This is a genomic window from Thalassospira lohafexi, assembly GCF_002844275.1.
In the GTDB taxonomy this organism is placed as follows: domain Bacteria; phylum Pseudomonadota; class Alphaproteobacteria; order Rhodospirillales; family Thalassospiraceae; genus Thalassospira; species Thalassospira lohafexi.
In genome coordinates, this window is the sequence record NZ_NXGX01000009.1 from 105,575 (window position 1) to 119,956 (window position 14,382).

Below are 14,382 nucleotides of genomic sequence, written 5' to 3' on the forward strand. Positions count from 1 at the left end.
ATAAGAACAAAAGTTCAAAGAGATAATTTCTGAATTTAAGGTGAGTTCCGATGGTGGGAAATATGCGACGAATTTTCAAAACATAACTTTTGAACCTCTGTTGGATTTCCCCGTTATTTGTGAAGGGCCGCTAATGGAGCGGTCTTTTTTTGTGCCAATTCCAAAGGTTGGCAACGACCTGAACCCCAAAGAAAGGGACCCCCGATATGCAGTACAGAAAGCTGCACGACGCCGATTTTGATGCCGCAAACGCCTTCCTTGCCAATCATGCAGCGACCAGCATGGTTCTGCGCGGGAATTTGCGAACTGCGGGTATTGAGCGACGCCGTCATCCGCTTTCTGGCACATACTTCGGGGAAGTTTCCGAAGCGGGACACGTCTCGGCGATTGTTTCGCAGTTTGGTAATGGCAATGTGTTTGTTCAGGCCGGGGAGAAAGCAACGATTCCGCACGCCTTGACCAAGGCATTCCGTTCCGAAATCCCGCACCCGGTGGCGGGTATCTTTGGTGATGCCGATCAGGCCGCCGACATGATTGATCAGCTTGGCCTTGGCGATGCGAATTTTGCGATTAATGCATCTGATGTGCTCTATGCGCTTGATCTGGCTGATCTGATTGTCCCGGTAAATGTCCGGGCTGATGGGTTTCAGATGGTCGATGCGGAAAAACTGGATCGCAGCACTTTGCTGCGCTGGTTGCGCGCCTACGAGATTGAGGCGCTTGGCGCACAAGATACCCCGTTGCTTGACAGTAAGATCGCATCGCGACTGGTGCATGCGCTTGATGCGCGCACCATGTGGGGGCTGATTGTCGATGGAAAGCCCGTTAGTCTTTCGGGGTTTAACGCCCAACTGCCTGAGATGGTGCAGGTTGGTCCTGTCTGGACGCCGGTCGAGCAGCGATCCAATGGCTACGCCCGTATTCTGGTCGCCAAAACTCTGTTGGCGGCGCGATCCAACGGGGTAAAGCACGCCATCCTGTCAACCGACAGTGAAGCGGCGGCAAAGGCTTATGAGGCGCTTGGATTTGCCAAAATCGGCCGCTATCGCCTGGCGTTGCTTGGATGCCCTGTTAAAATTGACGGTCATTTGGAACCACAGCTCGCCTTTTGATCAAGGTTGGCTGTCGTGCCCGTTTTGACATCGATGCCAATATATTTCGCCCCTGCCAGTATTGTTGTTCTGCTGGCAGGGGCGGTTTTGTTTAAAAGTCGATGGTAAGGCTTTCTGATACCTTGCCGTGACCACCGGCCATCAAGCCAAGGATTTTGCCGTTTTCAACGGTGAGTTCCACTGTAATAAGGCTTGGGGATGCCGGGGTCATAAAACGGCCTTGCTCAATCACCAGAGTTTCTTTGTTGATGTTTAAATGGTCGTGCAGGACACAGGCGAGCGGTCCTGCGGCCATGCCGGTTGCGGATTCTTCCTCAATGCCATAGCGCGGGGCGAACATCCGGGTTGTGGCATCCTTGTCCGTTGCGTCCCTGTCGGTTGTGAAAACGTAATATCCGACAAGATCGAGTTTCTCACTGATGTCCGAGATAAGGTCAAAGTCCGGTTTCAGGTTGCGAAGGGTTGCGCCGTCTTTCACGGCAACGACGATAAAATTATTGCCGGTGTTGACAAGAACCGGACTGACGTTTTGTGCGAGATCGAGTTCCTTAATCCCAAGTGATTTCAAAGCGTCAGCCGCAGTGACGCCGTCGTCGGCCCAATCACTTGGCATGCGGTAGCTGGGGCCAAGCTGTTCCATATAGGCCGCACCGTTTTTAATGACGATTTTGCGTGGACCATCAACGGTTTCCTTTGATGTTTCCCCCTCGGAAACGCGTCCCAGTTTGGCAAGGTAGGAAAAGGTCGCGATGGTCGCGTGGCCGCAATGGGCAATGCGGCGATTTGGCGTAAAGAAATCAAGCTTAAAGGCCTGTGTCTTTGATTTCGAAACAAATGCCGTTTCAGACAGGCCAACCTTGGCCGCAATTCGCAGCATGTCCGCATCGCTCAGATTGTCGGCATCGAGTACGACCGCCGCCGGGTTGCCACCAACGTTGCCGGTGACAAAGGCGTTGACGACTTGGGCGGTGATCGTTTGTGTATTTGCGTGAGTCTGTTTCATGTTATTGTCCGGAATGTCAGAGATAAGTTATCTTTATTGCCTGTTTAAGGTATGATCTTGTGGCAGGGTACTCATAAATACATGAGATGAATTCATGAGTGTTGATCGAAAACAAACCATCGCAAAGCTCATGCAAGCTGCGCCGATGCTGGCCGCCATTGGCGAGGAGATGAGTTTCACCAAGGCGGCTGAGCGACTGAACGTCGACCAGTCGGCGGTGAGCCATCGGGCAAGGTCGCTTGAAGAGGCGCTTGGTCATACGCTGTTTGATCGCACCACACGCAGTCTGCGGCTCACCGAAATTGGCGGGATCCTTTGTGGGGCGGCACGCGAAAGCGTTGCGGGGTGGGATCGGGCACTTGATAAGCTTGATCGTGTCCAGTCGACCAACCTAATCCATCTTTCCATGCCGTCGTCGCTGGCGATGAAATGGTTCATCCCGATATTGCCGAATGCCCGGGCAATGGGCCTGAATATTTCGGTCGATGTCAATGAGCAGGCCATCGAATTTCAGGCAAATGAGGCCGATGCCGCGATCCGGTTTGGCCGGGGCCCGTATCCCGGTTTGCATTCATCTCATCTTGCGCAGTGCTGGTTGCAGCCTGTCGCAAGTCCCAAATATCTTGAACATAACCCTGCACCTGAAACGCTTTTGAGCCACCCAGATACAGTCTTTCTTGCCGACCGGCGCGGCGAAATGGATGGCTCGGAATTTAGTTGGGATTACTATCTATCCAATGGCGGGTTGGACCGCGACAGTATCATGCCGGGCGGCCAATTTGATCGCGCCGATTTGATGCTTCAGGCGGCCATCGGCGGCATGGGGGTGGGATTGGGAAGAACCCTTTTGATCGAGGGGGATATCAAGGCGGGGCACCTTAAGCCAATCGGCCCGGCAGTCCGGATGCAATCGGCATATTGGCTGGTTTGTTCACCCAGTTTTGCGCAAACAAACCGGTTTGAAACGTTACATCAGTGGATCAAGACAGAAATTCAATCCATCACGAGTCCGCACTTACCAATCGACTGACGGTTAAAGACGAACAAGTTACCTGCTGCGTTAGAGGCAACGGCTTGGCGTGGCCGGTAAGCCCGGTTAAGCTTGATGATGCTTTTGCGCTGAAATTTCCTGCTTGATTGAGGGCGTCCTGAAACACCATCTTTTACATTGGTCCCGTCGCCTTTCGTTTCTGCCAACATATGTTTTGGTGCTGGCGGGATCGGTTATGTTTGCGATCTGGGTCACGGGGGCCGGTACAGCGCAGGCGGACAATCTTGATCAGGTGTTGTATCGGTTTGAAAACCGCGCCCTGACACTGGGACGTTATGGGTCGGTATCGGGGTTTCAGCGCAAGCTGTTTGTCGAAGCCGCGCGGTGCAAAGATGGTCCTGTTGCGGTCTATGGCAAGGCTGATGGTATTGTCGGGGCGAAAACCCGCCAAGCGATTGTTGATCTTCAACCCTGCCTGAATTCAGCGGTGCGGGCCGCTGTTGGCGCAGAGCAGTATGGTGCGATCACGGTCGGGCTTTGGCGGTTGTTGATGCCCGCCGACATATCGCCACCCGATGCGATTGAGCGCGCCAATCAGCTGACCTTTGCGCTTGAGGGGACAGATTATGACGTCATCCAGTTTAACTTCTGTCAGTCGAAAAACCCGCGCAGCGGCAAGCGGTTCCTTGAAGGCGATCCATATTGTCATACAAATGATCCGCGCGCCTATTTGACATGGGGGCCGCGTGGGGCAACCGCCGGGGCCGGGGCGGAAATACAGCAGATTATCTTTGCCACCGAACGGGCCAATCCGGGGTTGCTGCAATCCGTATTCGGACCACTGACCGAGGACATGCACAGGCTGGCACTGGGCAATAACGATGCGGCCTTTGATATCCTGTGTTCGATCTGGATTGATACAGCGCAACGTGAAGATTTCAAGCGCCGTTTCGCCGAATATGGCGCACGCGAGGAAGTACAACGTGCCTATCGTCAAGTCTATGACGCGGCCAATGCCGATGGCGGCAAAATCGCCCGGTTTTTTAAGCTGTACGGGGCACTCCGCCCGATCATCAAGCGCGATCCAACTGAAATTGATCTGGCGTTTTTCATTGATCGGGCAACCCATGGATCAGTACCGCCGGGCGATATCAGCCAGCTTGTTGATCGCATGACAAGCTTTGCCACCCGAACCCGCAACCTTCCCAGTCCGGGGGAACTTCGCAAACAGTTGGCCGCGTGGTTGCCGACCCATCATAAATACAATGACCGGCTGGCGCGCGATGCGATTTTCCTGATTGATGACCCGGACGTTATTTTATCAGACGCCCATCGCCGCATGTGGCAACAACGATCAGGGCTGAAAGCCAGTGATTTTGGCCTGTCGGATCAACGCCAAGTCGCTAGCTATCCGGTTGCTGCCCCGACGGGATACGAGAAAATCGAAAAGTTCTATACCGTGCTGCCCGAAGACAAACGCGCCTGTCCATCGACAGTTCGGAGCGCACGACGTCCATAGTCGGGTGATCCATGTCATTCTTGCATGGAGGGTTACGCGGATGTCAGGGATATTTGTCGCCTAAATGCTTGCATCTCCGGGGCTTGTTTGCCAACATCCGCTCGTTATTAAGGCCCTGATATACTTTGGGGCACGCCTTTAGGAGCAAGATTTGAAATGAGTGACGTTAAGGTCAAGGTCGGAATTCTCGGTGCCAGCGGATATACCGGGGCGGAATTGGTTCGTATTCTTGCGCACCATGAAGCTTCGATCATCACATTGCTGACCGCAGACCGACGCGCCGGACGTCCGTTCGGGGAAGTTTTCCCCCATCTTGCCCATATCAACCTGCCAACCATGATCAAGATCGAAGATGCCGACTGGTCAACCGTGGACCTGATTTTCTGTGCGCTGCCCCATGGTACGACACAGGAAGTGATCGCCGGATTGCCAGATCACGTCAAAGTTGTCGATCTGTCAGCGGATTTCCGTTTGTTTGATCCGGCGACCTATCAGGAATGGTATGGCGCGGAACATGCCGCACAGGATTTGCAGAAAGAGGTTGTTTACGGCCTGACCGAACTGCACCGTGAAAAGATCAAAAAAGCCCGCGTTGTGGCCAATCCGGGCTGTTATCCAACCCCGGTGCAATTGGCGTTAACCCCGCTTTTGGAAAGCAAGTTGGTGCATGCCGATGACATCATCATTGATGCCAAATCCGGTGTGACGGGGGCGGGTCGTTCGCCCAAGGAAATGACCCTGTTTGCCGAAGTGACCGAAGGCATTCATGCCTATGGTACGGGCGGGCATCGTCATGCGCCCGAGATTGAGCAGGGGCTTGCATGGGCATCGGGAAGCGACGTAGTCGTCAACTTTTCCCCGCATCTGATGCCAATGAGCCGCGGTATTTTGGAATCCATCTATGTCAAAATGACCGATGGGACGACCGCCGAGGACATTCAGGCCGCCCTTGCCAAACGCTATGCCGACGAGCCGTTTGTCCGCATCCTGCCATTTGGGGTGACGCCGCAAACCCGTCATGTGCGCGGATCGAATTACGTTTTGATGGGCGTCGTCAAGGACCGGGTGCCGGGCCGCGTGATCATTGTCGCGGTTGAGGATAATCTGGTCAAAGGGGCATCTGGTCAGGCGGTGCAGAACATGAATGTGATGCTGGGCCTGCCCGAAACCATGGGGCTTGAGATCGAGCCGCTGTTCCCGTAAGGGGCGGGAAAAGGTTTCCTCATACAATTAAAAAACAGGCGTATCCACATCGGGTGCGCCTGCTTTTTTATGGTTTAGCCCATGGCGCGTTTGAGGGTTTCAAACAGTTTGGGATCGTCGCATTGCGCCACATTAAACCGCATCAGATCATCGGCGGTTTGTGAGATGCTAAAAACATTGCCGGGTGCCAGCACCACACCATCGGCAAGAGCATTGCGTGCGAGCGTGGCGGCATTCATGCCATCGGGCAGTTTGCACCACAAAAAGATCCCCGCATCGGGTGTTGAGACGGGGGTGATCCCCAGCGACTGCAATCGGGACGTCACCCGTGTCATGGCCGTTGCTAGGCGGGTGCGCAAAGCATCCATATGCTTGCGATAGGTGCCGTCCTTTAAAATCGACAAAACCAGTTCTGGGGCAAGGTTGCCACTGGAAAATCCGGTGGCGATCTTAAGATCGGTTAGCCCGTCGATCCAGTCAGGCGATGCGGCGATATAGCCACAGCGCACCGATGCGGACAGGGTTTTGGAAAAGCTGCCGATATGAATAACCCGGTCCAGCCCACCAAGAGCCGCAAGACGCGGGGCGGGTGTGTTTTCAAAATCGGCAAAAATGTCGTCTTCAATCACAATCAGGTCGTGCTGTTCGACGGTTTTTAAAATGCGATGGGCAACCATCGGCGAAAGGGATGCGCCGGTTGGGTTGTGAAGTCCGGAATTGGTGATGTAAAGACGGGGTTTTGTGTCCTTGACGATGCGGTCAAAGGCATCAACATCGGGGCCATTCGCGGTAAAGGGAACGCCGACGATATTGGCGCGGTGGGCGCGCAAAAGCGCCTGAAAATTGAAATAACACGGATCATCAATCAGGACAGTATCGCCCGGTTCGATTAGAAACCGGCAGAGCATATCAATTGCCTGTGTCCCAGAATCGGTCAAAAGGACCTGATCGGGGCTGGTATCAATGCCATATGTCGCCATGCGCCGTGACAGCAACTGACGGAGCGGGGCAAGGCCGAGCGGCGTTCCATAATCGGTCAGGGTTTCGGTGCGGGTGCGCGACAATGTGCGCAATGCACGCCGGATCGATGTTTCGGGCATCCAGCTTGCCGGAAGCCAGCCGCAGCCGGGCTTGAGCATGTCGGGCCGCGCATCAAGCGACTGGCGTGAGACCCAGAACGGATCAATTGCGCGATCCAGTTTGGGGCCGATGCGGGTGATCGAGAGCGGGGCGGTATGGGCACAGACAAAAAATCCCGATCCGCGCCGTGACTGAATGATGCCGTCTGCGACCAACCGGTCGTATGCTTCGACCACGGTGGAGTTTGACACCCCCATTTGCTGGGCAAAGGCCCGGATCGACGGCAAACGATCCCCTGACAACAGATTGCGTGTGCCAATGCGCTTGCGGATTGTGGTCATGACATGGGCGACAAGTGTCCCGCCATCGGTTGGTGCTTCTGCCCGATCCAGTGTCACTGTAGTGCTCCTGTAACCAATACAGTTTGGTATAATTGTATTTGATTGTGTCTGGTGGTCGCGCGACAGGCAAGCGAAAGATACGTCTTCAAGTCAAGCGGAGGCGACGATGGCGATTGCAGTGGAACGGACAACGGGTGGCTGGCTCAGCGGGTTGATCGGGATTTTGATTTTTAGTGGATCACTTCCGGCAACCCGGATTGCAGTGATGGATTTTGATCCGCTTTTCCTGACCGTGGCGCGCGCGACAATCGCCGGGATGATCGCACTTGTGATTTTGCTGATGACCCGCACCGCTCGGCCACAGAGGTCCGACTGGGGATCGCTTTTGGTGGTGGCATTCGGGGTGGTGGTCGGCTTTCCGTTGTTAACGGCATTGGCGCTTGAGCATATTACATCGGCGCGGTCGATTGTGTTTATCGGGTTGTTGCCGCTGGCGACGGCGATCTTTGGTTTGTTGCGCGGCGGGGAACGACCGCGTGCGGTGTTTTGGCTGTTTTCGATCCTTGGCAGTGCGCTTGTCGCCGGGTTTGCCGCGATTGGCAGTGATGCTGGTGCGATGCGCGGTGACCTTTATATGCTGGGTGCGATTGTTGTTTGCGGGCTGGGCTATGCCGAAGGCGGGAAATTGTCGCGCCATCTGGGTGGCTGGCAGGTGATCTGCTGGGCATTGGTGATCTCGCTGGTTCCCATGGCGATCCTGTGTGCGGTTATGATGCCAGACAGTTCTACCGAGATCAGCATGCCCGCCTGGTTTGGCCTTGGCTATGTCTCGGTCTTTAGCATGCTGATCGGGTTTTTCTTTTGGTATCGTGGACTGGCTGTTGGTGGAATTGCCGCAGTCGGACAATTGCAATTGCTTCAGCCGTTTTTTGGTTTGATGCTGGCAGCCCTTATTTTAGCGGAGCCGGTTGGCTGGGCGATGATTGCCGTGACGGTCGGGGTGGTGGCCTGTGTTGCCGGGGCAAAGAGATTTGCGCATTAAGGCGTTTAGTTGTCAGAAGCGTTTGGCCGCCAGGGCATGGGCGAAGCGTATATTTTCTTATTCACTTGATATCGGCGGTGTGACTGGAAATTCGTCAAGTTGGGGCAGGTCAACCGGGATGACATCCGGCCAATAGAGTTCGTGGATTTTCTGTATGAAGCCTTCCTTGTGCAGATCGCGCATGATTTTTTCGATGCGGTCTTGCTGCGCGATCAGGGATGATTTGCGCGACAGGGCCATGTGGATGTCATTGTGAACATCTGATCTAAACGGGGCCTTGATGATGCTGTCTTGCATGTTGTTCTTGCGAATTTGGTAATCGGCGTTGGCATCCGACCCAACGATGGTGTCGATCCGGCCAACTTCGAGCATTCTAAGGATCAGGATTTCCGAACCGGCTTCGTATTTTTCAAGAGATGTGTCGCTATCGAACGGTTCGAAATAGCGCGAGTCAACCACCGAACCAATGGCAAGTCCGCGCAAATCAGCATATTGCGTGATCGATGCCGGGCTTTGCTTGTTGACATAGAAAACCGGATTTACCCGGCTATAGGGCGGATAAATATATTGGGCGAATTTCGCCCGTTCGTCGGAATAGGCAAAGCTTGTCAGGACGTCGATCTCGCCAAGTTCAAGCATCTTAAGGCATCGGCGCCAAGGGCAGGGTTGGGATTTCAGTTCCAGCCCGAGCCGGTTTGCGACTTCGTGCAGTAGCATCAGATCAATGCCCTGACGCCCGCCGTCGTCATCTTCTATTGCAAAAGGTTCCCATACCGAAAAGGCGGCAATCATTGTTCCTGTCTCATCTGATACAGGTGCCTGATTGTCGTGGTCGGCCAGAGCAGCATGGGAAAACAGCAGGCACACGGCAATGGCGCACGCCCTGCGCAATGTTGTAATCACGGTTTTTCCGGTAATTTGGGATGACGCAGGTTTTGTCTTGATAATGTGCATGTGCTGGATTTTTCAGAGAAAAATTTTCAACTTCACATATTAGAATTTAAACTGGCATATCAAGGTATGTGACGGCAGTGTGGTTGTGATCTTAAGCCGGAACGTCATTGAAAACGAACACCATTTCAAGAAAGGTCGTGTGACCATGCGTTTATCGTATCGCGGGGTTAAACCCACCATCGACGAAACCGCCTTTATTGCGCCCAATGCCACAATCATTGGTGATGTGGAGATCGGGGCCGAAACCGGCATCTGGTTTGGCTGCGTCATTCGCGGGGACGTGCATGAAATCCGCATTGGATCACGCACCAACATTCAGGACCTGACGATGGTTCATGTCGCCAAGGGAAAATTCGGGACATATATCGGCGATGATGTCACCATCGGACATGCCGCAATCATTCATGCCTGCACGCTTGAAGACAGAAGCTTTGTCGGTATGGGGGCAACCGTGATGGATGGCTGTGTTATTGAGCAGGGTGGGATGCTGGGCGCGAACGCATTGCTGGCGCCGGGAAAACGTATTCCTGCTGGTGAACTTTGGGCTGGTGTTCCTGCCCGTAAGGTGCGCGAACTGACCCAGGAAGAAATTGAGTTCTTTAAGGTGTCGGCTGATCGGTATGCCGATCTTGCACAGGAATACCGGGTGTCTATTCCGCTCGACCTTGGGCAAGATGACTGAGATGATCGATCATGCCAGAAAACAACGTCAAAATCGTCCGCGCATAACAAAGTGATACGTCTGCAAAAATGGGGTGTGATTGGCCGTTGTAGGGGAACATGAATGAGAACTGTCTGGCACATTGTGCTTGGCGCATGGTTGTTGGTTGGCGCACAGATCGGTGGTGTGGCGACCGCCCAGACCGCATATCCTGCGCAGGCTGATTCCTGTGGGCAAACGTTAACTGTGCGGGTGGCGGAAACCTATTTTCCATTCAGTGTGAAAAATGCCAATGGCGATCCATCTGGCACTGATATCAAATTCATTCGCCAGATTTTATCATCAATGGGATGTCGGTTCGAGTTTGTCTTCATGCCTTGGAAAAGGGCGCTTCACGGTATTGAAAATGGCGAGCTTGATGTTCTGCCGTCCGCATCGATCACCCCGGAGCGTGAAGAGTTTGCACGGTTTTCGCATCCCTACCGGAACGAGGTTTCCGGAATGGTTATTCGCAAAGGCGATATCGGGCGTTTCCCGCTGCAAACGGTCGATGATATTTTTCTGTATAATATGAAGCTTGGATATGTTCGGGGGGCGTATCGCGGCGCGTTGTTTGCAGCGTTTCTGGAAATGCCGGGGGCGGACAAGCAACTGATTGAGGTCAGCAAAGCCGAACACGGACTTAATCTGCTGTTGAATGGACGTATTGATGGGGTGGTCGGCAGTCCTGCGATAACCCTTGCATATGCGGATCAAGTCGGGTTTGCCGATCAGATAATGGCCCATCCGTTTAAATTCGGCGTAGACCCAATTCATTTGATGTATTCGAAAAAAAGTGTTTCGAAAGAACTTGTTGGTCGCATCGATGTCGCACTTGATGCCGCCGTTAAAACGCAGGCCTATAAAGCACTTTACGGGATTGATGCGGTGACGGAAATGTCGGGAAACTAGGGGCTGAACTCAATTGCCTCTGATCATGGATGTTCAGGTTTTATGCGATTGTGGGTGTGATTGGCACGATGTGCTTGCCTGTCGGTTGGTCATACGGTAGCAAGACGGCAACCCTTCATAATATAACTTTACCGTGCGCCACCACGCCCGGTCACAGGAAACGGAACCGGGATATGACTCGTTGGCAGGCAAACGCCGTTATTGTCTTTGTCGCCCTGATCTGGGGCACAACCTTTGTTGTTCAGCAAACCGGTATGGAAAACATCGGCCCGCAATATTTTACGGGTGTGCGGTTCCTGTTGGGGACATTGGCGGTATTGCCGTTTGCGTTACGTGATCTGCGCAAAATCAAACGCAGTGGCGGGGCGCTTTCGCGTCTTGATGTGTTTGGATTGGTGGCCACGGGCATTTCGATGTATCTGGCCAGCATCCTGCAGCAAATCGGCATTATTTCGACAACCGTGACCAATGCGGCATTCCTGACGGCGTTTTATGTGCCGATGGTGCCGGTTTTGGCCTTTTTCGTTTTTCGGGCGCGTCCGCACTGGTCGGTTTGGCCGGGGGGGATGATGTGCGTTCTGGGCACGTATATGCTGAGCGGGGGTAACCTTTCGGCGTTGGGTTCGGGCGATTTCTGGGTGATGGGCAGTGCGGTATTCTGGGCGGCACAGGTCGTTTTGATCGGTGTGATGGTCAATCGTACCAACGCCCCGGCCTTGGTCGCAGCAACCCAGTTTTTCATTACCGGTATTCTGGGGATGGCGATGGGAGCCATGACCGAAACGTTCAGTTTTGCCGACATCTATAATGCCGGATTTGAAATCCTCTATGCCGGGATCATGTCGGCCGGGATTGCCTTTACCCTGCAGGCGGTGGCCCAGAATTATACCGAAGCCGCCGATGCCGCCATCATCATGAGTGCCGAGGCGGTTTTTGCCGCCATTGCGGGCGCGTGGTTCCTTGGTGAACGTTTGGCACCCGCGGAATATGCCGGTTGCGGCGTTATTTTGGCCGCAATCGTTGGTGTGCAGCTGTTGCCAATGATGCGCCGCCGCCCACGCGTTGCGGTATAAAAGCAATCTGCCTTGATGTCGGGTGCATGTGCCTGATGCTATCCTGCCATGGAAAGATGTTGATGCATGCATTGACTTTTATCAAGGCAGGGGGCAAATCTGGGGTGTAAATGAGTATCATTTACGATGCTGATATGTACTGTTTCGCCCTGTTTCGCAGAAGTTAAAAGTGCCCGCCATGCGTGTTTTAAAATGCCGTTGTTTCAAACCTGTCCGTTCCGGTGCGGTCATCATGGCCGTTGCCATGGTGATGGCTGCAGGAATGGCTGGTGGCGCGCAGGGTTCTGAAACCACGACGCAGCAAGACTTCTTGCGTAAGCTTGTTGGCGATGCACATGGCGTTTCGACCAACCCGACTGTGCGTGAAGTTGCCGCAGCCACCGATAGCCTGCAAGACAGTCCGTTTGAAGACCGGGCGGCATTGGGCGAGGCGCTTTATTTCGATACCCGTCTTTCGGCCAACCGCACGCAAGCCTGTGCCACCTGTCACGATCCATCAACCGCGTTTCGCGATCCGCGCTTTGATGTGGCGGACGGCGCGTTTTCACAAGGTGATGACGGCAAAAGCCTTGGCGACCGGAATGCGCCGATGGCGGCCTATGCGAAGTTTTCGCCGACATTCCATGTCCGCGAAGATGGTGTCGCAGTCGGGGGGCAGTTCTGGGATGGGCGTGCGGCTGATTTGGCCGAGCAGGCCGGTGGGCCGCCATTGAACCCGATTGAAATGGGCATGGTCGATAAGCAAACCCTGATCGCACGGTTGCGTGATGATGAAGATTACTTTGCCGGGTTCAAGGCGCTGTTTGGCGATGATGTCTGGTCAGATGATGATGATGCCTATCGTGCAATGACGCAGGCCATAGCAGCCTTTGAGGAAACCGATGAATTCGCCCCGTTCGACAGCAAATATGACCGGTTCCTGCGCGGTGAGTACAAAATGACGCCGCAGGAGGAGCTCGGTCGGGTGTTGTTTTTTTCGCAGCAGTTTACCAACTGCAATACCTGCCACATGTTGAAAACCAGCCCAACGGCAGAGGGTGAAACCTTCACCAATTACGAATTCCACAACATCGGCGTACCGCGCAATGTTGCCACACGCGGCGCCAATGACAAGGATGTTGCTTTTACCGATAACGGGTTGCTGGATAACCCGGCGATTGAGGATGCGGGGTATCGTGGCAAATACAAAACCCCGTCATTGCGCAATGTTGCGGTAACCGGCCCTTACATGCATAACGGCGTGTTTTCCGATCTTTCGACCGTCGTGCGGTTCTACAACAAGTACAATAGCCGCGCGAAAGCCAACCAGACCAACCCCGAAACGGGTAAGCCGTGGGGCGATGCGGAAGTGGTCGATACGATTTCACTGACCGAGCTTGAGCAGGGCGATGCGCTTGATAGCAAACGCATCAATGCACTTGTCGCGTTTTTGAAAACGCTGACCGATGCCCGGTATGAACCGCTTCTGGCAGATCAGGAAGAACAAGCGGCAAAGAACTGATTTTAATTGGTTTTAAGCGTCTCAATCACCGCACTTTGCGCCAGGTCACCAAATCCGTCTGATGTCGCCTTTACAAAGACATCCGATGCCGCCCGGCCAACGGGCAGGGACATTCCCATGTCGGTTGCCAGTTGCATGGCATAGCTTGCATCTTTGGCGCGAAGGCCCGTGGTGAAATGAATGCCTTCGTGATGGTTGCCGCTGACCATGCCGGGAACCGTGATTTTGCCTGACATGCTGGCGTTTGCACCATTGGCGAATGTTTCCGCGACCAAATCACCATCCAGACCAGCCTTCTGTGCAACCGCGACCAGTTCGGCGGCCGCAGCGATATGCACCGCGCCAAGAAGGTTGTGCATCAGTTTGTACACCGTGCCCGATCCAATCGGGCCGAAATGAACAATCTGTTTACCAACGGCATTCATGAACGGTCGGGCGCGATCAAGAACCGCATTATCCGCCCCGATCAGAAAGACGGTGTTGCCTGCCTGGATATCAGCGGGAACGCCGGTTACGGGCGCGTCGATATAGGCGCTGCCTGCTGCTGTGATCTTTGCGGAAAGTTCCAGGACGAAGCCATGCGACAGGGTGGAACATTCAATCGCCAATGTTTCGGGTTTCATGGCGGAAAGTGCACCGTCAACGCCCAGCCAGACGGCCTCTGCACCGCTGTCATCGGCCATAAAGGAGATTACGATATCGGCGTTGCGCACCGCATCGGCCGGTGTGGCACAGGCTTTGGCCCCCAAGGCAACAAGCGGTTCAGTTTTAGCCGTGCTTCGGTTCCAGACTTGAACAGCATAACCCTGCTTGAGGGAACGGATGATCATTGCCGATGCCATGCGGCCAGTTCCCAGAAATCCGATCGTTTGGGTCATGATGTGGTTTATCCTGTATTCTATATTATGCAATTTGCGCGGTATCTTGCGATTGGCGATGCCACAATTTGCC

General features: G+C 54.1%; 13 protein-coding genes. 9 read left to right on the plus strand and 4 right to left on the minus strand.

Features of this window, described 5'->3' with window-relative positions; genetic code table 11:
* The first annotated feature begins 206 nt into the window (after positions 1-206).
* A complete protein-coding gene (locus COO92_RS19305; protein WP_101304603.1) occupies positions 207-1,112 on the plus strand; it encodes a GNAT family N-acetyltransferase in 906 nt (301 codons plus the stop codon).
* A 91-nt stretch (positions 1,113-1,203) separates the two neighbouring features.
* Here COO92_RS19305 and COO92_RS19310 read toward each other — a convergent pair whose 3' ends face one another.
* Positions 1,204-2,115, minus strand: coding sequence for a PhzF family phenazine biosynthesis protein (locus COO92_RS19310; RefSeq protein WP_101304604.1), 912 nt, complete (start codon positions 2,113-2,115; stop codon positions 1,204-1,206).
* A 94-nt stretch (positions 2,116-2,209) separates the two neighbouring features.
* On the opposite strand from COO92_RS19310, the gene COO92_RS19315 reads away from it, so the two are divergent.
* The 3 genes from COO92_RS19315 to argC all read left to right on the plus strand — a co-directional run bounded on the left by COO92_RS19315 (position 2,210) and on the right by argC (position 5,828).
* The gene (locus COO92_RS19315) at positions 2,210-3,145 is read left to right on the plus strand and encodes a LysR substrate-binding domain-containing protein (RefSeq protein ID WP_101304605.1); all 936 of its coding nucleotides are present in this window, start codon (positions 2,210-2,212) and stop codon (positions 3,143-3,145) included.
* A 196-nt stretch (positions 3,146-3,341) separates the two neighbouring features.
* Positions 3,342-4,625, plus strand: a complete 1,284-nt coding sequence (locus COO92_RS19320) for a hypothetical protein (protein ID WP_240626523.1) — start codon at positions 3,342-3,344, stop codon at positions 4,623-4,625.
* A gap of 156 nt (positions 4,626-4,781) precedes the next feature.
* Positions 4,782-5,828: an N-acetyl-gamma-glutamyl-phosphate reductase gene (gene argC, locus COO92_RS19325; RefSeq protein WP_101304606.1), complete on the plus strand. Its 1,047-nt coding sequence runs from the start codon at positions 4,782-4,784 to the stop codon at positions 5,826-5,828.
* 74 nt (positions 5,829-5,902) lie between these two features.
* Here the strand turns inward: argC and COO92_RS19330 are convergent, their stop codons facing one another.
* Complete coding sequence (locus COO92_RS19330) at positions 5,903-7,306, minus strand: aminotransferase-like domain-containing protein (protein ID WP_240626524.1); 1,404 nt, start codon at positions 7,304-7,306, stop codon at positions 5,903-5,905.
* 109 nt (positions 7,307-7,415) lie between these two features.
* Between COO92_RS19330 and COO92_RS19335 the strand changes: the two genes are divergently transcribed.
* Complete coding sequence (locus COO92_RS19335) at positions 7,416-8,291, plus strand: DMT family transporter (protein WP_101304607.1); 876 nt, start codon at positions 7,416-7,418, stop codon at positions 8,289-8,291.
* Between the two features lie 57 nt (positions 8,292-8,348).
* On the opposite strand, the gene COO92_RS19340 is transcribed toward COO92_RS19335, so the two are convergent.
* Positions 8,349-9,194: a substrate-binding periplasmic protein gene (locus COO92_RS19340; RefSeq protein ID WP_165792407.1), complete on the minus strand. Its 846-nt coding sequence runs from the start codon at positions 9,192-9,194 to the stop codon at positions 8,349-8,351.
* A gap of 196 nt (positions 9,195-9,390) precedes the next feature.
* On the opposite strand from COO92_RS19340, the gene COO92_RS19345 reads away from it, so the two are divergent.
* The 4 genes from COO92_RS19345 to COO92_RS19360 all read left to right on the plus strand — a co-directional run bounded on the left by COO92_RS19345 (position 9,391) and on the right by COO92_RS19360 (position 13,431).
* Positions 9,391-9,927 carry a gamma carbonic anhydrase family protein gene (locus tag COO92_RS19345; protein WP_101304657.1) on the plus strand — a complete coding sequence of 179 codons (537 nt, stop codon included), beginning with the start codon at positions 9,391-9,393 and terminating at the stop codon, positions 9,925-9,927.
* A gap of 102 nt (positions 9,928-10,029) precedes the next feature.
* Positions 10,030-10,857, plus strand: a complete 828-nt coding sequence (locus COO92_RS19350; RefSeq protein ID WP_101304609.1) for a substrate-binding periplasmic protein — start codon at positions 10,030-10,032, stop codon at positions 10,855-10,857.
* A gap of 173 nt (positions 10,858-11,030) precedes the next feature.
* Positions 11,031-11,930 (plus strand): DMT family transporter, encoded by a 900-nt coding sequence (locus COO92_RS19355; RefSeq protein ID WP_101304610.1) that lies wholly within the window; start codon positions 11,031-11,033, stop codon positions 11,928-11,930.
* A gap of 232 nt (positions 11,931-12,162) precedes the next feature.
* Positions 12,163-13,431: a cytochrome-c peroxidase gene (locus tag COO92_RS19360; RefSeq protein WP_240626525.1), complete on the plus strand. Its 1,269-nt coding sequence runs from the start codon at positions 12,163-12,165 to the stop codon at positions 13,429-13,431.
* A 2-nt stretch (positions 13,432-13,433) separates the two neighbouring features.
* Here the strand turns inward: COO92_RS19360 and COO92_RS19365 are convergent, their stop codons facing one another.
* Positions 13,434-14,309: an NAD(P)-dependent oxidoreductase gene (locus COO92_RS19365; RefSeq protein ID WP_101304611.1), complete on the minus strand. Its 876-nt coding sequence runs from the start codon at positions 14,307-14,309 to the stop codon at positions 13,434-13,436.
* Between the last annotated feature and the right edge of the window lie 73 nt (positions 14,310-14,382).

What these genes read in the sequence shown, in the direction of transcription:
- COO92_RS19305 (WP_101304603.1), top strand. Translation starts at nt 207, where the DNA reads ATGCAGTACAGAAAGCTGCACGACGCCGATTTTGATGCCGCAAACGCC.
- COO92_RS19310 (WP_101304604.1), bottom strand. Translation starts at nt 2,115, where the DNA reads ATGAAACAGACTCACGCAAATACACAAACGATCACCGCCCAAGTCGTC.
- COO92_RS19315 (WP_101304605.1), top strand. Translation starts at nt 2,210, where the DNA reads ATGAGTGTTGATCGAAAACAAACCATCGCAAAGCTCATGCAAGCTGCG.
- COO92_RS19320 (WP_240626523.1), top strand. Translation starts at nt 3,342, where the DNA reads ATGTTTGCGATCTGGGTCACGGGGGCCGGTACAGCGCAGGCGGACAAT.
- argC (WP_101304606.1), top strand. Translation starts at nt 4,782, where the DNA reads ATGAGTGACGTTAAGGTCAAGGTCGGAATTCTCGGTGCCAGCGGATAT.
- COO92_RS19335 (WP_101304607.1), top strand. Translation starts at nt 7,416, where the DNA reads ATGGCGATTGCAGTGGAACGGACAACGGGTGGCTGGCTCAGCGGGTTG.
- COO92_RS19345 (WP_101304657.1), top strand. Translation starts at nt 9,391, where the DNA reads ATGCGTTTATCGTATCGCGGGGTTAAACCCACCATCGACGAAACCGCC.
- COO92_RS19350 (WP_101304609.1), top strand. Translation starts at nt 10,030, where the DNA reads ATGAGAACTGTCTGGCACATTGTGCTTGGCGCATGGTTGTTGGTTGGC.
- COO92_RS19355 (WP_101304610.1), top strand. Translation starts at nt 11,031, where the DNA reads ATGACTCGTTGGCAGGCAAACGCCGTTATTGTCTTTGTCGCCCTGATC.
- COO92_RS19360 (WP_240626525.1), top strand. Translation starts at nt 12,163, where the DNA reads ATGGCCGTTGCCATGGTGATGGCTGCAGGAATGGCTGGTGGCGCGCAG.
- COO92_RS19365 (WP_101304611.1), bottom strand. Translation starts at nt 14,309, where the DNA reads ATGACCCAAACGATCGGATTTCTGGGAACTGGCCGCATGGCATCGGCA.